The sequence below is a fragment of the Pseudomarimonas salicorniae genome (assembly GCF_023156535.1).
Lineage (GTDB): Bacteria > Pseudomonadota > Gammaproteobacteria > Xanthomonadales > Xanthomonadaceae > Pseudomarimonas > Pseudomarimonas salicorniae.
The window spans coordinates 467,439-484,440 of the sequence record NZ_JALNMH010000001.1 but is presented as its reverse complement, the minus strand read 5'-3'; the positions used below and the strand labels follow the sequence as shown (position 1 = coordinate 484,440).

At 66.6% G+C, this 17,002-nt stretch carries 17 protein-coding genes; 7 read left to right on the top strand and 10 right to left on the bottom strand.

The window, feature by feature from the left end; translation table 11 throughout:
• Positions 1-2: 2 nt before the first annotated feature.
• The 7 genes from M0G41_RS02045 to M0G41_RS02015 all read left to right on the top strand — a co-directional run bounded on the left by M0G41_RS02045 (position 3) and on the right by M0G41_RS02015 (position 5,796).
• Positions 3-965 (top strand): alpha-L-glutamate ligase-like protein, encoded by a 963-nt coding sequence (locus M0G41_RS02045; protein ID WP_248204620.1) that lies wholly within the window; start codon positions 3-5, stop codon positions 963-965.
• A gap of 185 nt (positions 966-1,150) precedes the next feature.
• A complete protein-coding gene (locus M0G41_RS02040; protein ID WP_248204619.1) occupies positions 1,151-2,410 on the top strand; it encodes a tetratricopeptide repeat protein in 1,260 nt (419 codons plus the stop codon).
• 108 nt (positions 2,411-2,518) lie between these two features.
• A complete protein-coding gene (locus tag M0G41_RS02035; RefSeq protein ID WP_248204618.1) occupies positions 2,519-3,178 on the top strand; it encodes an energy transducer TonB in 660 nt (219 codons plus the stop codon).
• A gap of 111 nt (positions 3,179-3,289) precedes the next feature.
• Positions 3,290-4,042 carry a MotA/TolQ/ExbB proton channel family protein gene (locus M0G41_RS02030; protein WP_248204749.1) on the top strand — a complete coding sequence of 251 codons (753 nt, stop codon included), beginning with the start codon at positions 3,290-3,292 and terminating at the stop codon, positions 4,040-4,042.
• Positions 4,043-4,066: 24 nt separating this feature from the next.
• Positions 4,067-4,480, top strand: a complete 414-nt coding sequence (locus tag M0G41_RS02025; RefSeq protein WP_248204616.1) for an ExbD/TolR family protein — start codon at positions 4,067-4,069, stop codon at positions 4,478-4,480.
• An 11-nt stretch (positions 4,481-4,491) separates the two neighbouring features.
• Complete coding sequence (locus tag M0G41_RS02020; protein ID WP_282452574.1) at positions 4,492-4,902, top strand: ExbD/TolR family protein; 411 nt, start codon at positions 4,492-4,494, stop codon at positions 4,900-4,902.
• A gap of 414 nt (positions 4,903-5,316) precedes the next feature.
• Positions 5,317-5,796, top strand: a complete 480-nt coding sequence (locus M0G41_RS02015; protein WP_248204614.1) for a hypothetical protein — start codon at positions 5,317-5,319, stop codon at positions 5,794-5,796.
• 80 nt (positions 5,797-5,876) lie between these two features.
• On the opposite strand, the gene M0G41_RS02010 is transcribed toward M0G41_RS02015, so the two are convergent.
• From M0G41_RS02010 to dtd, 10 genes are all read right to left on the bottom strand, one after another.
• Entirely contained in the window at positions 5,877-6,320 is a 444-nt protein-coding gene (locus tag M0G41_RS02010; RefSeq protein WP_248204612.1) for an outer membrane lipoprotein, read from the bottom strand.
• A 148-nt stretch (positions 6,321-6,468) separates the two neighbouring features.
• Positions 6,469-7,035 carry an outer membrane beta-barrel protein gene (locus M0G41_RS02005; protein WP_248204611.1) on the bottom strand — a complete coding sequence of 189 codons (567 nt, stop codon included), beginning with the start codon at positions 7,033-7,035 and terminating at the stop codon, positions 6,469-6,471.
• 250 nt (positions 7,036-7,285) lie between these two features.
• Positions 7,286-8,263 (bottom strand): endonuclease/exonuclease/phosphatase family protein, encoded by a 978-nt coding sequence (locus M0G41_RS02000; protein WP_248204609.1) that lies wholly within the window; start codon positions 8,261-8,263, stop codon positions 7,286-7,288.
• 121 nt (positions 8,264-8,384) lie between these two features.
• Positions 8,385-9,968, bottom strand: a complete 1,584-nt coding sequence (ahpF, locus tag M0G41_RS01995; protein ID WP_248204608.1) for an alkyl hydroperoxide reductase subunit F — start codon at positions 9,966-9,968, stop codon at positions 8,385-8,387.
• A gap of 140 nt (positions 9,969-10,108) precedes the next feature.
• A complete protein-coding gene (gene ahpC, locus M0G41_RS01990; protein ID WP_248204606.1) occupies positions 10,109-10,672 on the bottom strand; it encodes an alkyl hydroperoxide reductase subunit C in 564 nt (187 codons plus the stop codon).
• Between the two features lie 248 nt (positions 10,673-10,920).
• Positions 10,921-11,652, bottom strand: a complete 732-nt coding sequence (locus M0G41_RS01985) for a ParA family protein (RefSeq protein ID WP_248204604.1) — start codon at positions 11,650-11,652, stop codon at positions 10,921-10,923.
• Between the two features lie 1,141 nt (positions 11,653-12,793).
• Complete coding sequence (locus M0G41_RS01980; RefSeq protein ID WP_248204602.1) at positions 12,794-13,525, bottom strand: sulfotransferase-like domain-containing protein; 732 nt, start codon at positions 13,523-13,525, stop codon at positions 12,794-12,796.
• Positions 13,522-14,457: an aminotransferase class IV gene (locus M0G41_RS01975; protein ID WP_248204600.1), complete on the bottom strand. Its 936-nt coding sequence runs from the start codon at positions 14,455-14,457 to the stop codon at positions 13,522-13,524. The genes M0G41_RS01980 and M0G41_RS01975 overlap by 4 nt, the downstream gene beginning before the upstream one ends.
• Before the next feature lie 122 nt (positions 14,458-14,579).
• Entirely contained in the window at positions 14,580-16,454 is a 1,875-nt protein-coding gene (gene rpoD / locus M0G41_RS01970) for an RNA polymerase sigma factor RpoD (RefSeq protein WP_248204598.1), read from the bottom strand.
• Between the two features lie 85 nt (positions 16,455-16,539).
• Positions 16,540-16,977, bottom strand: a complete 438-nt coding sequence (gene dtd / locus M0G41_RS01965; RefSeq protein ID WP_248204596.1) for a D-aminoacyl-tRNA deacylase — start codon at positions 16,975-16,977, stop codon at positions 16,540-16,542.
• Positions 16,978-17,002: the final 25 nt, after the last annotated feature.

The window sequence follows — 17,002 nt, the reverse complement described above, 5'->3', positions numbered from 1 at the left end:
CCATGCTGACACCGTTCGAAATCGCCCGCCGTTTACGCCGCATCGGACTGATGGGAATCGGGCGGCGCAATGCCGACTATGTGCTGGCCTACAACCAGCGCAAGTTCTACCCGAGGGTCGACGACAAGCTGATCACCAAGCGGCTGGCCCTCGAGGCCGGCCTGCCGGTCCCCGACCTCTACGCGGTGGTGCACGAGGAGCACCAGATCGGCGATCTGCACGAGAAGCTCAAGGCCCACGACCAGTTCGTGGTCAAGCCGGCCCATGGCTCCGGAGGCGACGGCATCCTGGTCATCACCGGCAAGCGCGGCGACAAGTACCGTCGCTCCAACGGCCACCTGATGAGCCGCGGTGATTTCGAACATCATCTGTCGAACGGGCTGTCCGGCCTGTTCTCACTGGGCGGCCATCCGGACCATCTGCTGGTCGAATACTGCGTGCAGTTTGACCCGGTGTTCGACCAGGTCAGCTACAAGGGTGTGCCGGACGTCCGCATCATCGTCTTCCTCGGATACCCGGTGATGGCCATGATCCGTCTGCCGACACGCATGTCGGACGGCAAGGCCAACCTCCACCAGGGCGCCATCGGCGTGGGCATCGACATCCCGACCGGAACGACCCGCCGCGGGGTGTGGGGCACCGAGATCATCAAGGACCACCCGGACACCGAGCAGAGCATCGTCGGGCTGGAGATTCCGCGCTGGGACGAGCTGCTCGAGATGGCCTCGCGCTGCTACGAGCTGTCGGGGCTTGGCTACGTCGGGGTCGACTTCGTGCTCGACCGCAACCGCGGCCCGCTGATCCTTGAGCTGAACGCCCGCCCGGGCCTCGCGATCCAGATCGCCAACGGCAATGGCGCGCTGCACAGGCTGCGCAAGGTGGAGGCCCTGAAGGCCGCCGGAGGGCTGAGCACAGACCCGGCGGAACGGGTCGCTTTCGCCCGCGCAGAGTTTCCAACAACCTGAATCGATTCCTAACGAAACTGGGCAGATTCACCCGTTTGCCATCGTTCCAGCGTTCAACCGCGTCGCGATGTGCCGAAAGTCACAATCTCCCTATTGAGTAAAAGCACTAACCCGGGCTAGTGTTGATGGTTCCGCCGGCGCGCAGCCCCCGATAGCGCGCCGCTTCACGGATCGAGAGGACAACGATGAGACTGGCCAATCTGCTCAAGACCGCCGTGCTCTTCCTGTTGCTGGCCGCGATTGCCGCGCCGGCCGATGCCCAGCGCAACCGGAAGGATGACAAGCCGGAACCGGCCTATCCGAACGCCACCCGCGAGGACCCCGATCCCAAGCAGTCGCGTCGGATGCAGTCCAAGGTCAAGAAGATGTACGAGCTGTCCCAGGAGGACAACCCGACCGCGACCGAGGCAGCCGCCCTCGAGGTGCTCGAGAGCAAGCTGTCGACACCGTACGAGAAGTCGCTCGCTTCGCAGATCATCGCCGTCTCCTACATCGACCGCGACGACTACGACTCTGCGGTGACCTACTTCGAGAAGGCGCTGCAGGAAAACGGCCTGCCGAACGACTCGCACTACCAGATCATGTACCAGATCGCCCAGCTGCACATGTCGGATGAGCGGTACGACCAGGCGCTGGCCTACCTCGATCGTTTCTTTACCGAAACCCGCTCCGAGAAGGCCGAGGCGCTGGCCATCAAGGGCAACATCCTCTATCGCCTGGAGCGCTTCCCCGAGGCCATCGACACGCTGAGCAAGGCGATCGCGGCCACGGAAGAGCCGCAGTCCTCGTGGTACCAGCTGCTGATGGCCGCCTATGCCGACACCGAACAGTTCGACAAGGCCGGTGAGGTCGCCGAGCAGCTGCTGCAGAAGGACCCGAACGACAAGGCGCTGATCCGCAATCTGGCCTCGATCTACATCAACGCCGACCTCAACGACAAGGCATTGGTCCTGCTGGAAGGCGCGAAGGCCAAGGGGCTGCTGACCGAAGAGCGTGACTACCGTCAGCTGTACCAGCTGTACCACTTCGCCGAGAAGGAGCCGCAGGCCATCGCGACCATCCAGGAGGGCCTCGACAAGGGCATCCTGAAGCCGAGCCTCGAGGTGTACCGGACGATGGCCGAGGCGAACTATTTCTCCGAGAACATTCCGGCCGCCATCGAGGCCTACAAGAAGGCAGCGGCCTTCGCGCAGGATGGCGAGATCAGCCTCAACCTGGCCCGCGTGCTGTACGAGGAGGCGCGCTGGAACGAGGCGAAGGCGTCCGCCAAGGAGGCGCTTGCAAAAGGCATCCGCCGCCCCGGCGACGCCCACATCGTACTGGGAGGCGCCGAGCTGGAGCTGGGCAACCGCGCTGCGGCCATCGCCGCCTACCGCGAGGCCGCCAAGTACCCCGAAACCGAAAACAACGCCCGGGCCTGGCTGAAGTCGGCCGGCGTCAAGTAGCGGGCTTCGGAAGCGACACCCGTTGGTATAAGCTTGTGACCCCCCTTTGCCGGCCCATCGGCCCGGTGGGGGGCATTCCCCGGATGCAACCTTGAATAGCGGCCACGCATGACCGATTTCAATAAACAAACCAACGAGAAGCAGGGCCTGAGTTGGCTGCGCATTGCGGGTCTGTCCTCTGCAATCGCCATCCACGTCAGCCTCTTCGTGATGCTGCTCGTGCCCGTGGCGCCCCCGGACGAAGCGGAGGAAGAGGAGGAGATCGTCGAAGTCACCTTCATCGAGCCGCCGCCGCCGCCCCCTCCCCCGCCGCCGCCGCCGCCGGAACCGCCGAAGCGGCCGCCGCCGAAGACGATCGAAAAGCCCAAGCCGGTCCCGCCGCCCCCCGAGGCGCCGCCGCCGGTGGTCCTTGATGACCCGACCCCGATGTCGATCCCCGCTCCGCCGCCGGCGCCCCCCGCGCCGCCTGCTCCGCCGGCCGACTACGGTCCGTCCGAGGACCAGACCTATCGCCGGATCCGGCCGCCACGCTACCCGCCGCAGGCGATCCGTCGCCGCGAGGAGGGTGAGGTCATCCTCCGCGTGCTGGTCGGCGTCGACGGCAAGCCGGTGAAGATCGAGATCGAGCGCACCAGCCGCTCGCGACTCCTCGATCGCGCCGCCATCGAAGCCGTGCAGAACTGGGTGTTCAACCCGGGCCTGCGCAATGGCCAGCCGGTTCAGGGCTGGGTGCTGGTACCGATTTCCTTCCGACTCTCCGACGCCTAAAAAAGGGTAAGCGTTATGCTGCAAGATTCTGCTTCCACTACGCCGGCCAACGACGCCGCCGCTGCCAACCCGGCCCCGGCCGCTCCCGCCGCTCCGACCCCGCTGGAACCGATGAACACCGGCATGCCGGGCGCCGGTTTCGCAGGTGATTCCGACGCCGCTGCGTTCAACCAGTTCGGCTTCGAGAACATGATCCAGCACATGGACGCGGTGAACTGGACCGTGTTCGTCGTCCTGGTGCTGATGTCGGTCGGCTCCTGGTTCTACACCGTGGTCAACGTGCTCAAGAACATGATGCTGCGTTCGCGCGCCGAGACCGTGATCCGCACCTTCTGGGAGACTACCAACGCCCAGGACGCGATCCGCTTCATGGAAGAGCAGCCTGCCGGCGAGCCCTTCTCGAAGATCGCCCTGGACTGCGCCCAGGCGGCTGCCCACCACCAGCGCCATGAGGGTTCGCGTCTGGTCGAGGCCCTGAATCGCTCCGAGTTCATCGACCGCGCCCTGCGCCAGGCGGTGACCCGCGAGAGCAGCAAGCTCGAGACCGGCATGACCTGGCTGGCCACCGTCGGTGCAACCGCCCCGTTCGTCGGTCTGCTCGGCACCGTGTGGGGTATCTACCACGCACTGATCAAGATCGGTGCGACCGGTCAGGCCTCCATCGACGCCGTCGCCGGCCCGGTCGGTGAGGCGCTGATCATGACCGCGATCGGTCTGTTCGTCGCGATCCCGGCGGTCTTTGCGTACAACTTCTTTGCGCGCATGAACCGCAACACCAACGCGAACTTCGATACCTTCGCGCACGACCTGCACGACTTCTTCGCTACCGGCTCGCGCGTCGGCGAAGTCGCGGTCAAGCGCTAAGCAACGACGAGGAGTCAGGACGCCATGGCATTCAGTACTGGCGGTGGTGGCGGCGGACCGATGGCGGAAATCAACGTCACGCCGCTGGTCGACGTGATGTTGGTGCTGTTGATCATTTTCATGATCACGGCCCCCCTGATGGCCCACAAGGTCCAGGTGAAGCTGCCGGAGGCCACGCTCGAAGAGAAGGTCGAAGGCCAGGGCGTCCCGATCACCCTCGCGATCACCGAAGACGGCAGCATCTACTGGAATGATGACCCGGTTCTGCGCGCGATTCTTGAATCGCGACTGGCGGTGGAAGCCCAGAAGCAGCCGCAGCCCCAGGTCAACATCCGGGCAGACAGGACCACCAAGTACAAGGTGATCGCCGAGGTGGTGAAAACCGCCAAGGACGTGGGCATCGCCAAGATCGGCTTCGTGACCACCCCGGAACGCTAGGAGAGAAACACATGGCATTCAGTTCCGGCAGCAGCAGTAGCAGCATGTCCGATATGAACGTGACCCCCCTGGTCGACGTTCTGCTGGTCCTGCTGATCATCTTCATGGTCACCGCACCGATGGCATCGCACGAAATCCAGGTCGACCTGCCGCAGCAGAGCCGTACCCCGCCGGAGCAGCTCAAGGAGCCGCCTCCGCCGGTACGTATCCGCATCGAGGCCAACGGAGGCATCTTCTGGGACAACCAGCCCATGCCGCGTGCCGCGGTACAGGCCTCGATGATGCTCGAAGCCACCCGTGATCCGCAGCCGCTGATCGAACTGGAAACCGCTGGAGAGGCGCAGTACCAGACGCTCACCGAAGTGCTGACCATGGCCAAGAACTCCGGCCTGGAAAAGATCGGCTTCGTCGAAACCCTTTAAGACCAGGCCATCTGTGAACCATTGACGGCCGCCTCCGGGCGGCCGTTTCTTTTTCCCTATCTGGAAGGGGCGAGCGGCAGCCGATGGCGGCCGCAAGGAAGCCTGCGCCACCGCGCCCAGGGCTTTGGAGGCAGTCCGGAGCGGGACGGGCCGTCGCCGCCCTCCCGCAGCCCAGCCAGCGGAGTGGCTGCCTGCATGCACGACGCGCCGGCCTTTTACGGCCATCGAGCCCCGACCGCGTGGCGCTTGATAAAAGTGTGAAGGCGTTCCGGCGCGTGCGTGCGCCGGCGCACGTTCCGCCTGATTCTCTAGGGTGGTCGCTCTAGCCGGCCTGCCTAGCCTGTTCCTCAGGTCGGCGTCGCCCGAATGTGGCGGCCCAACGTCCCCTTCCACGCCCCACCCACGGAGCCCCCGATGAAGACTACTCTGCTCGGCTGCCTGGTCTGCACCCTGCTAAGCCTCGTCCCGGGGCGGGCAGGCGCACAACAGCTTGACCAGGTGGCTCCGGGGGCCCGGCTGATGCTGATGGGCGAGATGGCCATGCCGGCGCATCAGGCCTTTGCCAGCCTCTTCGAGGTCGATCTGGAGAACGGCGATGAGGCGCCGAGGCGGCTGGCCTGCCGGCTGCATCACCCGCGCTCGGCCACCGGGCGCAGCCTGCAGGGAGGCGACGAGTTCCTGGTCAGCGCCGTGGGCCGCTCTGCCGACCGGCCGGTACCCGGACAACAGGCCACCCAGTGGGCCTACCTGCGGTTGACGCGTATCGGTGGAGAGCAGGACACGTTCGAGCTCCGCGTCCACGACTCCGGCGATGCCAACGGAGAACCCGACTTCAGCCTGGCCCAGTGGGAAAAGCGTTGCGGGGTCTGGATCACGGATGGCCGCCCCCGTTAGGCGCGGCGCACCAGGCACCGGAGAAAGCTTCGCCCCGCTCGCTGATCGGCGGGGCGAAGCCCAACGCGGTTGACCCGGACTCAGATCTGTACGGCGCGGCCGTTGCGGATTTCAACCCGAGCGCCTTCATACAGACCATCGAGCTCACGCTGCTCGAAGACGCGACGGCGGCCGTCATCCATGCGGACGTAGACCGCATACACATCCTTTGAGCGACGCTCGCTCTCGATGCGATTGCCGGCCACGCCGCCGGCTACGGCACCAGCGATCGTGGCCGCATCGCGACCACGGCCACTGCCTACCTGGCTGCCAAGCACGCCGCCGATGATCGCACCGGCCACGGCGCCACCGCCGCTGGTGCGGCCATCGCCGTAGCGGGCGACCTCGACGCGCTCGACGACGCCGCATTGCTCGCAGCGGTTGTAGCGATAGTCATCACGATAGCCGTAGCCACCGCCGCCGCCGCTGCTGGCGCAGGCGGTGAGCAGGGTGGCCAGGCACAGGGATGCAAGGACACGGAACATGGTGGAATCCTCCGAAGTGGTTTCTTGTTCCCCTGTCGAGCAGCTTCCGTGCCAGCCGCCAAGCTTATGATTTGACGCAGGTTGCTCCGCAGCGGGGGCATGCGCGGCTGCAGGCTGCATGGGTCGCCCCATGCAGCCTGCACAGCGGTCAGAAGCTCAGCCGCGGGCCGATGAAGTATTCCTTCACGTCATCGCGGATGACGGTGCTGCCAACCAGACCCCAGTTCTGGTTGAACCGGAACTGGCCGGTCAGCTTGCCGTAGAAGGTGCCGCTGAAATCCCCGCCATCGACGTAGCCGAGCGAAGCCTGGCCTTCGAAGCGATCGCCGAAGGCGTGGCGGACGCCGACCTCGGCTTCGTAGCCGTCGGCGTCGAAGTCGACACCGCCGCCGGCGTCGACGTCGAACTTCAGGTAGTTGGCATTGACCACGAGGTCAGTGCGATCACCGATCCCGTTGCGCCAGCCAAGGCCGATGCGCTGGACGTCGATGTCGGCGGAGGTGCCGTCGATCTCGTTGCTGGACCAGCCGCCATACAGGAACAGGCTCTGGCCGAGCGAGACCGAGCCGTTCAGGCCGAAGCCGTCGGCCTCCGAGCCGCCTCCGTCCGGATCCAGCTGGTTGTATCCGCCCTCGATATAGTTGTAGTTGAGGTCGGCCGCGCCCGCAGCCAGCGGAAGCGAGAGCACGGCGAGGGCAAGCAGGGAACGCTTCATGGGTGGAACTCCTTGTTCACGTGGTTCGTATCGGCCCGAGATCGGGACGGGTGCCAGACTGGGCATCCGGCGCGAAACGAACCCTGAACCTGCACCCTGCTGGTGGCTTAACCCGAAGCGGGTTCACACATCGTTGGGTTGCATCCGACGCGCGGCGGCCCCTTCGCGCGCGTGCGCCGGAACAAGCGGTTGCGACAGGGAGGGAAGTCATGCCGGCGACTCGCTCTGGCGCAGCGGGCACCGCGCCGGACTATTCTCCCGGGCTGAGCAACAGGTCGACCACGATCGGCCGGTGCGGCGACTGTTCTCGTGACCATGCCTCTTGGACGCCGAGCCGGGAGCGCAGCGCCGGTGACCAGGCCTCGGAATCGAGCAGTCGGGCCTGCAGCGCGGACACCCCTGGGCTGACCCAGAGATGATCCAGTTTGCTGCTCGGAAACGGGGTTCCCCGACCGTCCCAGGTCCAGTCGCTGCCGTCCTCTCGGCGGGCCTCAACACTCTCCAGCGCCGGATTGGAGCCGGCGATCCGACGCAGCGGTTCCGGCCCCTGCACGGCATTCGCATCCCCGCCGACGATGGCGAGCGCGACGCCGGAGCTGAACACCGTCTCCAGCGCAGCGCGGATCAGCGCAGCCTCGCGACGCCGGCGGGCTTCCTCCCAACCGTCCGGCGCGTCCCCGCAGCACTGCATGTCGAAGGAAACCAGCAGAACGGACCGGTTGCCGAACCGGGCCAGGGCAGCCGCCGCCGCAACGCCATTCGGTAGCTGTCGGCGCAGGCGCTCGGCGTGCTGGGGTGCGCGGGCGATCCAGTCGGCCTGTTCGGCCTCGCTGTAATGCAGGCGGTCGAAGGCCTCGACGCGCTGCAGCGGAACGCGCGCGGCAATGCTGCCGCGCTCCCTGTTGCCCGCCTCACGGCCCAGGACCACCTGCCAGGGCGCTCCGGGCAGCACCTCATCCAGCCAGTCGGCCAGCGCCTGCGCATCGACGCCGGGGTCCATCTCGTCCAGCAGAAGGACGTCGGGTTCGGCCATCTGCAGCAGCCGCGCGCTGCGCGAACAGTTGGCAAACAGCTGCTCGCGGGCGACGTTCCAGCTCAGCACTCGAAGCTCGGTGCCCTCGGCGCGGGGCAGCCAGGCCGCCGGCGCTGCAAGGGCCGGAGACAGGCCCAGGCCGGCCAGCAGCAGGAGCAGGGTCGGGAGGATCAGGCGATGGGGCGAAGCGCGCATCGGCATCAGGGCCAGGGATTGGGCCCCGAATCGTAGCCGCTCCCCAATCCCCGCGTCGGGTCAGGACGGCGCGGCGAGTGTTCCGCACGGCGACCCCCGCGGGTCGCGCCCGGACAGTGACTCAGGCTGCGGCGCGCTCGCCGGCGACCGGCACGCGGATAAGGTGATCGAAGGCCGACAGCGCCGCCTTCGAGCCCTCGCCCATGGCAATCACGATCTGCTTGTAGGGCACGGTGGTGACGTCACCGGCAGCCATTACGCCCGGCAGGGAGGTCTGCGCGCGGTCATCGATCACGATCTCGCCGCGCGGAGACAGCTCCAGGGTGCCCTTCAGCCATTCGGTGTTGGGCAGCAGGCCGATCTGCACGAAGATCCCTTCCAGCTCGAGGGTATTCATCACCAGATCGCCGCGGTCGCGGTACTGCAGCCCGGTGACCCGCTGGCCGTCGCCCAGCACCTCGGTGGTCTGCGCATGCAGGATGACCTCGACATTGGGCAGCGAGCGCAGCTTGCGCTGCAGCACCTCGTCGGCGCGGAGCTTGCTGTCGAACTCGATCAGGGTGACCCTGGCGACGATGCCGGCGAGGTCGATGGCCGCCTCGACGCCGGAGTTGCCGCCGCCGATCACCGCCACGCGCTTGCCCTTGAACAGCGGGCCGTCGCAGTGCGGGCAGTAGGCGACACCCTTGTTGCGGTACTGGGCCTCCCCGGGCACACCCATCTCGCGCCAGCGGGCGCCGGTGGCGATGACCAGGCTGCGCGCGCGCAGGGTGGCGCCGCTCTCGAGGTGGACCTCGTTGAGGCCGTCGGCGCTCTGCGAGGCAGGGACCAGCTTGCTGGCCCGCTGCAGGTTCATGACGTCGACCTCGTAGTCGCGGACATGCGCCTCCATCGCCGCGACCAGCTTCGGGCCCTCGGTCTCGCGGACCGAGATGAAGTTCTCGATGCCCAGCGTGTCCAGCACCTGGCCGCCGAAGCGCTCGGCGACCACTCCGGTGCGGATGCCCTTGCGTGCGGCGTAGATCGCCGCCGCCGCGCCGGCCGGGCCGCCCCCGACCACCAGAACGTCGAAGGCCTCCTTGGCGTCGAGCTGGCCGGCCATCCGCGCCGCGGCGCCGGTGTCGAGCTTGGCGAGGATCTCCTCAAGGCTCATCCGGCCCGAACCGAAGACCTCACCGTTGAGATAGACGCACGGCACCGCCATCACCTGCCGCGACTCGACCTCGTCCTGGAAGGCCGCGCCGTCGATGGCGACGTGGCGGATCGACGGGTTGAGCACGCTCATCAGGTTCAATGCCTGGACCACGTCCGGGCAGTTCTGGCAGGACTGCGAGTAGTAGGTCTCGAAGTGGAACGAGCCGTTCAGGGCGCGGACCTGCTCGATGACCGCCTCCTCCACCTTGGGCGGATGGCCGCCGACCTGCAGCAGGGCCAGCACCAGGGAGGTGAACTCGTGGCCAAGCGGAATGCCGGCGAAGGCCACCGCCACATCGCTTCCGGCGCAGCGGATCTCGAACGAGGGCGCACGGTCGGAGGTGCCGTCCTTGCGATAGGAAATCTTTTCCGACAGCGCGGCGACATCCGCCAGCAGGCCGTCGAGTTCGGTTGCGCGCTCGCCGTCATCCAGGGTGGCGACCAGCTCGATCGGCTGGCGGACCTTTTCCAGATAGGCCTGCAGCTGCGTCTTCAGATTGGCGTCCAGCATGGAAAACTCCTTTCAGGCAAAGCGCGGGAGGCCGTCCCCCGCAGTGCGGGGGACGGGGGTGCGCGTGGCGCACTCGATGTGCGGATCCCGGGACCCGCGAAAGGGGGCCGACGTCCGTGTCGGCAGGGGCTTGCAGTCCCTTAGATCTTGCCGACCAGGTCCAGCGACGGGGCGATCGCCTTGGCGCCTTCCTTCCACTTCGCCGGGCAGACCTGGCCCGGGTTGGCGGCGACGAACTGGGCGGCCTTGAGCTTGCGCAGGGTTTCGTTCATGTCGCGGGCGATGGCGTTGTCGTGGATCTCGGAGGTCTTGATCACGCCCTCCGGATTGATGATGAAGGTGCCGCGCAGGGCCAGGCCCTCGGCGTCGATGTGCACGCCGAAGGCGCGGGTCAGCTGGTGGGTCGGATCACCGATGAGCGGGAACCCGGCCTTGCCCACCGCCGGCGAGGTCTCGTGCCATACCTTGTGCGAGAAGTGGGTGTCCGTGGTGACGATGTAGACCTCGGCGCCGGCCTTCTCGAACTCGGCGTAATTGTTCGCCGCGTCCTCGACCTCGGTCGGGCAGTTGAAGGTGAAGGCCGCCGGCATGAAGACCAGGACCGACCACTTGCCCTTCAGGCTCTGCTCGGTAACTTCGATGAACTTGCCGTTGTGGTAGGCGTTGACCTTGAAGGCGGGCACAGAGGTGTTGATAAGCGACATGGCTTGGGTCCTTTTTGTGTAAGTGGGGAGAAGCGATCGACGTAGACTATCGTTCCTGCTGCGACGCAGCAAATCGATTAAACCTAACGTTCCCATAGATCGTATCTATGATCGAGTGGCGCTGGGCGGGACCGCCGGCCCTCGAACCCCCACAGGTTGGGGCTGACGCGAAGATCCCAACCCGCGTGGCCGGTCAGGTCATCCCTTCGAACAGGCGTCCGGCAGAGCTTTGCGGTGCCCGCGCCGGATCAGTCCTCCGGGCGCCGTCCGCGTCCAGCCGGGTCGCCCGGCAGCGGCTCCGACCCCTCGACGGTGTCTGGCGACGTTGGATGTGCATCACCGAGTATCCACTCCAGCAAGGGATGGAAATCCTCGCGGGCAGCGGCCACCGCCGCGCCGGGATAGTCGAACAGCCCGCGGCCCAAAGCGCCGGCCAGGACGAATGCCTGGCTGTCGCGAACCTGCCCGAGCAGCGGAAACGGGGTGTCCGCTGCGAAACCGGGGAGAGCCCGGGACGCTACGGTGCGCGCCCGGACGCGGTTGGCAACGAGTGCGACCTGGACCAATCCCTGGCGCACCGGAAGCGCACCGGCGAGGTCGGTCAGGAAGCCCGTGGATACGCGCAGGTCGATAGCCGACGGCAGCAGCGGAACCAGCACCCGGTCCACCCGGCGAAGAAATTCCCCGAGCTGGTTGGGCCGCAGACCGGCGGGGGTGTCGACGATCAAAGCCCCGGTCCCGGCGGGAATCCGCAGCGACCAGCCGAAACTCACCGCCTGCCCCGGGTCGGCGCTGTGGAAGCCGTTCACCGGCGGGAACAGATCGCCGCGCGCCGACATCCAGTCGCGGCTCGATCCCTGAGGATCGGCATCGACCAGGCAGACTTGCTGACCGGCATGGGCGAGCGCCACCGCCAGGTTGGTCGCCAGCGTGGTCTTGCCGCAGCCGCCTTTCGAGCTGGCGATCAGGATGCGATGCATGTATTCGGCATGCCGAGGTCGCGGCCACTCTACTGCATGCGGCGGGACGGGGTCCCCGGTGACCCACCGCTCCTCGGGTTCGCAGAGCGTGTCGAGGAAAAAGCCAGGGCGCGGCTTGTACATTCGCCACGGACCCTGGACGGGCACGAGGCGACGGGCGGGCTTCATCGAAAGGGTGATGCGGGTGCGCGCTTCGGGCGTAAATTTGCCGTTCGCCCTGGCCGGCGAATGGGGCCTCTTTTCTGGATCCAGAGCCGGATCAAGATCAACATCAAGGGCGTTTCGAACCGTCCTTCGGCCGGCCCGAGTCACTTCTCTTTGCGTGCCCAAAGAGAAGTAACCAAGAGAAAGGGCACCCCGGTCAGGCGCCTTCCGGGCTTCCTGCCCTCCAGGTTCGCGTGCGGGCTCCGGGGTTTTTCGACAGCACGTCCTTGTCCTGGCGAAAAACACGCGCGCATCGTGCGCGCGTCCCTGCGGGCTCCTGCTGGGCATGGCCATCCTGGCCATGCTTATTCCAGCAGGTCCGGCCACGGGCATTCCGTGCCCGTGGCGTTCGCCGGGGCGACGCATGCGTCGCCTTTAACCGGCTCACCCTCCACCCGCCCGCCGCCAGACAGGGGGCCCATTGATCGGCCTTCCTGGCCGCACAGCTTGTGGACCGGTCGGCCGAAGCTTTTCAGGCGGCGTGTCGCGGAACGTGGCCCTCGAATCTCGAAAACCTCATTGCGCGTGGGTCCCGTGTGCAGCGCCGAGTAGCGCAGGAAGCCGGCGGGGAAAGGCGTGGATGTTTGAGCGCATGGATGCGCGAGTTCACGCCGGCCGCCGGATTCCGAGCAACGCAGGGGACCGGCATTGCGCAGCAATGACGGCGCGGAAGTCGGGTCGGCTTCTCTTTGGTTACTTTCTCTTACGGCGGACCTCCTGTCCGCCGCCCTTCGGGCCGCCTGCGGCGTTCGGCCGCGCTCCTGCGCGGCTCGTGCCGATCAAGAGAAAGTGACTCGGGCCGACCGAAGGTCGGTCTGAAAGCTCTTGATCCTGTTCTTGATTTGGCTTCGCCCGAAAGGCCCATTTCGCCGGCCAGGGCGAACGGCAAGAATGCGCCCGAAGCAACCATTTACCCACGACGCAGTCGAATCGCGCCTCAGCCCAGAAGCCGATGGGCGAACAGCGTTTCGTAGTCCGGGCGGCAGGCCTCGACGATCTGCCTCGCTGAGGCATCGAGTTCCACCGACGGTCGCTGCGGTGCGGCAAAGCCGGTGGACGCCCAGACCTGGTGGTACCAATGCGGCGCCCAGACGCCGTCGCTTTCGCGGGGGCCGGGCGGCCAGCGCAGCATGCGTTCGCTGAAACCAATGCCCAGCCGCGCGCAAAGTGCCTGCAGCTGGGCGCGCGGGTCGGCAAGGAAGCAGCCGGCATCGATCACAACGGGCGCACCGCTCGGACCCGCCGAAAGCTGCTCGAACAGCGCCCGCTGCTGCGGAATGCCGATCTCCGCGGGGCTGCAGGTGTCGCGGGTGCGCAGGTAGGAGGCGACCACCTCGGCCGGGTCGCGGATCAGGAACACGTTCTCCAGTCGGGCGATCCAGCCTGTGCCCATGCCGGGCAGCAGGTGGTGGCACATATGCTTCTGGTACCAGAGCGAATGCCCGCCCGGCGCGTCCCCTACCAGGCGTTCCACCACGCGGCGCCAGTCGGTCTCGCCCGCCGCGATCACCGTCTCGCGGCCGGGGTGGGCGGCGCCGGTCTCGGCCAGGTAGTGGGCGTAGAGCGGCTCGTCGATGACCTCGCAGTCCTCGCGGTTCTCGAAGGCGCGCATCATCGCCGTCGAAATGTTGCGCGGGCCGGACCACATGGCGATCCGCCGCGTGCTCATCGCGCCCTGCTCCGCGCCTGGACATCGCGCTGGACGAGCTGGCGATAGCCTCCGCGCAGCCGTTCGATCATGGCCCTGCCCTGCGCCTGCGCCGAGCCCAGCTCGCGGCCATCGACCGAGCGCACCGGTACAAGGCCGGCAAACGTGCCGGTGACAAAGGCCTCGTCGGCGCCGTACACGTCGGTCAGGCTGAAGGCCTTCTCGAAGGCGGGCACGCCCAGCTCGCGGCAAGCCTCGAGCACCTTCGAGCGGGTAATGCCGCCAAGGCAGTACTGGCCGGTCGAGGTCCAGACCTCGCCCCGGCGGACAATGAAGAAGTGCGTCGAATTGCAGGTGGCGACAAAACCCTGTGGGTCGAGCATCAGGGCCTCGTCGGCGCCGGCCGTGTAGGCCTGGATGCAGGCGGTGATGCAGTTGAGCTTGCTGTGGCTGTTGAGCTTGGGATCCTGCACGTCCGGGTGGCCACGCCGCACGTGGACGGTGAACAGGGCGAGGCCGCGCTCCAGCGTGTCCGGCAGCGGGGTCTTGTACTCGGGGATGATGACCACGGTGGCCGGCCCGATGCACACCCGCGGGTCCTGGTAGGGCGTGCGCTTGAGGCCGCGGGTCACCATCAGCCGGATATGCACGCCGTCGCGCATGCCGTTGGCCGTCAGCGTGTCGTACAGGGCTTGTGTCAGGACGGAACGGTCCATGCCGATATCGAGCAGGATCGCCTTGGCGCCCTCGTAGAGACGGTCGAGATGGTCTTCGAGGAACACCGGGTGGCCGTCGACCACACGCAGGCCTTCCCAGACGCCATCGCCCAGTACGAAGCCTGAGTCGAACACCGACACCGTCGCCTTCGCGCGCGGCTTCAGCTGGCCATTGATCCAGATGCGGATCTGCGCGTTGCGCGGATCATCGACGAAGTCGTGCGTGCCGTGGCTCATCAAACGCTCCCTCGTATGGGCGTAGCGATTGTGGGCCAGCGGAGAGGCTTCCGCCTACCCGAGCCCGAAACGCAGACGCCCCGCTCGAGGCGGGGCGTCCGGGGCGCGGTGGGCGGCGTCGGCTACTCGATATCGAGGAAGCTGCGCAGCTGCTCCGAGCGGCTCGGGTGGCGCAGCTTGCGCAGGGCCTTGGCTTCGATCTGGCGGATGCGCTCGCGGGTGACATCGAACTGCTTGCCGACCTCCTCCAGGGTGTGGTCGGTGTTCATGTCGATGCCGAAGCGCATGCGCAGCACCTTGGCCTCACGCGGCGTCAGCCCGGCGAGCACGTCGCGCACGGTCTCCATGAGGCCGGTCACGGTCGCGGTGTCGATCGGCGACTCGATGCTGGTGTCCTCGATGAAGTCGCCCAGGTGCGAGTCTTCGTCGTCGCCGATCGGAGTCTCCATCGAGATGGGCTCCTTGGCGATCTTCAGCACCTTGCGGATCTTGTCCTCGGGCATGTCCATTTCCTTGGCCAGCTCCTCCGGCGTCGGCTCGCGGCCGAACTGCTGGAGCATCTGGCGGGAAATGCGGTTGAGTTTGTTGATCGTCTCGATCATGTGCACCGGGATGCGGATGGTGCGCGCCTGGTCGGCGATCGAGCGGGTGATCGCCTGGCGGATCCACCAGGTCGCATAGGTCGAGAACTTGTAGCCGCGGCGGTACTCGAACTTGTCCACCGCCTTCATCAGGCCGATGTTGCCTTCCTGGATCAGGTCAAGGAACTGCAGGCCGCGGTTGGTGTACTTCTTGGCGATCGAGATCACGAGGCGCAGGTTGGCCTCGACCATCTCCTTCTTGGCCTTCCGGGCCTTGGCCTCGCCGATGGCCATGGAGCGGTTGATCTCCTTGATGTCGGGCAGGGACAGGTACAGCGCCTGCTCGATGGCGATCAGCTTTTCCTGCTCGGCGATGATCGCGTCGCGGTAGTCCTTCAGCGTCGACGACCACTTCTGCTTGCGGCGGATCAGCTCGTCCACCCAGGTCAGGTTGGTCTCGCTGCCCGGGAAGGACTTGAGGAAGTCCTTGCGCGGCATCTTTCCGTGCTTGACGCAGTGCTCCATGATCACGCGCTCGTGGCTGCGCAGCGAATTCACCACATCGCGCATCTTGCGCACCAGGCTGTCCACCAGCGGAATCGGCATCTTGAAGCCGAGGAACTCGGCGGCCATTTCCTCGCGCAGCTTGACCGCCTTCTTGTCGGTCGCGCCGTACTTGGCGTGGGTCTTCTGGAACTTGACGTAGATCGAGCGCATCAGCTCCATGCGGCGCAGCACCTCTGCCGGATCGGGTCCGGTGTCGGGAGTGCTGTCGTCGTCGCTGCTGTCGTCGTCGTCGTCGTCGTCGCTATCGTCGTCGCTGTCACTGTCATCGCTGCTGTCGTTGCTGTTGCTGGCAGCGGAGTTCGGCGAGGCAACCTCGTCGGTGGCGTTGGGGTCGATGAAGCCGGTGACCACCTCGTTGAGGCGCTTCTTCCCCTCGACGTGCTGGTCATACTCCTCGAGCAGCAGCTGGATCGCCCAGGGGAAGCTGGCCAGCGCTGCCTGCACCTGGTTGAGGCCTTCCTCGATGCGCTTGGCGATGGCGATCTCGCCCTCGCGGGTCAGCAGCTCGACCGTGCCCATCTCGCGCATGTACATGCGGACCGGATCGGTCGTGCGTCCCGCTTCGGAGTCGAGCGCCGACAGGGCGGCCACGGCTTCCTCTGCCGCGGTCTCGTCGTCGTTCGCGCCCGAACCATCGGACATCAACAGCGATTCGGCATCCGGCGCACTCTCATGCACCTCGATGCCCATGCCGTTCATCATGCCGATGATGTCCTCGATCTGCTCCGGGTCGACGATGTCGCCGGGCAGGTGATCGTTGACTTCGGCGTAGGTCAGGTAGCCCTGTTCCAGCCCCTTGCTGATGAGCTGTTTGATTTCGGACTGCTGCTCCTGCTTCTCGATCGCCATGAAGAAATCCGGGGGGAAGAGGTGATGGGAACGTTCCAGTATAGCCGAACCAGCTGGGCCGCGCTGAGTCAAGGGGTCAGAGCGTTCACGTTTCCAGCCAGAAGGTCACCGGGCCGTCGTTGACCAGGCTGACCTGCATATGGGACCGGAAGCGCCCGGTTTCCACCCCCGGGTGCCGTTTGCGGCAGGCCTCGACCAGGGCGAGGAAGCCCGCTTCGGCCTCCTCGGGGCGGGCCGCGGAGGAAAAGCTGGGCCGCAGTCCGGAGCGGGTGTCGGCCGCCAGGGTGAACTGGCTGACCAGGAGCAGGCCGCCGCCGGTATCGGTCAGGGAGCGGTTCATCCGCCCGCCCTCGTCCTCGAAGATGCGGTAGGCCAGCAGACGCTCCGCCATGCGCTGGATACGCGCCGCGTCGTCGCCCGGTTGCACCGCGACCAGGGCCAGGATGCCGCGGCCGATCCGGCCGACGCAGGCTTCCTCCACCTTCACGGTGGCTTCGGATACGCGCTGGATCAGGGCGATCAAGGTGGGCGGTCCTCAGGTCTTCCGG

What these genes read in the sequence shown, in the direction of transcription:
- M0G41_RS02045 (WP_248204620.1), top strand. Translation starts at nt 3, where the DNA reads ATGCTGACACCGTTCGAAATCGCCCGCCGTTTACGCCGCATCGGACTG.
- M0G41_RS02040 (WP_248204619.1), top strand. Translation starts at nt 1,151, where the DNA reads ATGAGACTGGCCAATCTGCTCAAGACCGCCGTGCTCTTCCTGTTGCTG.
- M0G41_RS02035 (WP_248204618.1), top strand. Translation starts at nt 2,519, where the DNA reads ATGACCGATTTCAATAAACAAACCAACGAGAAGCAGGGCCTGAGTTGG.
- M0G41_RS02030 (WP_248204749.1), top strand. Translation starts at nt 3,290, where the DNA reads ATGAACACCGGCATGCCGGGCGCCGGTTTCGCAGGTGATTCCGACGCC.
- M0G41_RS02025 (WP_248204616.1), top strand. Translation starts at nt 4,067, where the DNA reads ATGGCATTCAGTACTGGCGGTGGTGGCGGCGGACCGATGGCGGAAATC.
- M0G41_RS02020 (WP_282452574.1), top strand. Translation starts at nt 4,492, where the DNA reads ATGGCATTCAGTTCCGGCAGCAGCAGTAGCAGCATGTCCGATATGAAC.
- M0G41_RS02015 (WP_248204614.1), top strand. Translation starts at nt 5,317, where the DNA reads ATGAAGACTACTCTGCTCGGCTGCCTGGTCTGCACCCTGCTAAGCCTC.
- M0G41_RS02010 (WP_248204612.1), bottom strand. Translation starts at nt 6,320, where the DNA reads ATGTTCCGTGTCCTTGCATCCCTGTGCCTGGCCACCCTGCTCACCGCC.
- M0G41_RS02005 (WP_248204611.1), bottom strand. Translation starts at nt 7,035, where the DNA reads ATGAAGCGTTCCCTGCTTGCCCTCGCCGTGCTCTCGCTTCCGCTGGCT.
- M0G41_RS02000 (WP_248204609.1), bottom strand. Translation starts at nt 8,263, where the DNA reads ATGCGCGCTTCGCCCCATCGCCTGATCCTCCCGACCCTGCTCCTGCTG.
- ahpF (WP_248204608.1), bottom strand. Translation starts at nt 9,968, where the DNA reads ATGCTGGACGCCAATCTGAAGACGCAGCTGCAGGCCTATCTGGAAAAG.
- ahpC (WP_248204606.1), bottom strand. Translation starts at nt 10,672, where the DNA reads ATGTCGCTTATCAACACCTCTGTGCCCGCCTTCAAGGTCAACGCCTAC.
- M0G41_RS01985 (WP_248204604.1), bottom strand. Translation starts at nt 11,652, where the DNA reads ATGCATCGCATCCTGATCGCCAGCTCGAAAGGCGGCTGCGGCAAGACC.
- M0G41_RS01980 (WP_248204602.1), bottom strand. Translation starts at nt 13,525, where the DNA reads ATGAGCACGCGGCGGATCGCCATGTGGTCCGGCCCGCGCAACATTTCG.
- M0G41_RS01975 (WP_248204600.1), bottom strand. Translation starts at nt 14,457, where the DNA reads ATGAGCCACGGCACGCACGACTTCGTCGATGATCCGCGCAACGCGCAG.
- rpoD (WP_248204598.1), bottom strand. Translation starts at nt 16,454, where the DNA reads ATGGCGATCGAGAAGCAGGAGCAGCAGTCCGAAATCAAACAGCTCATC.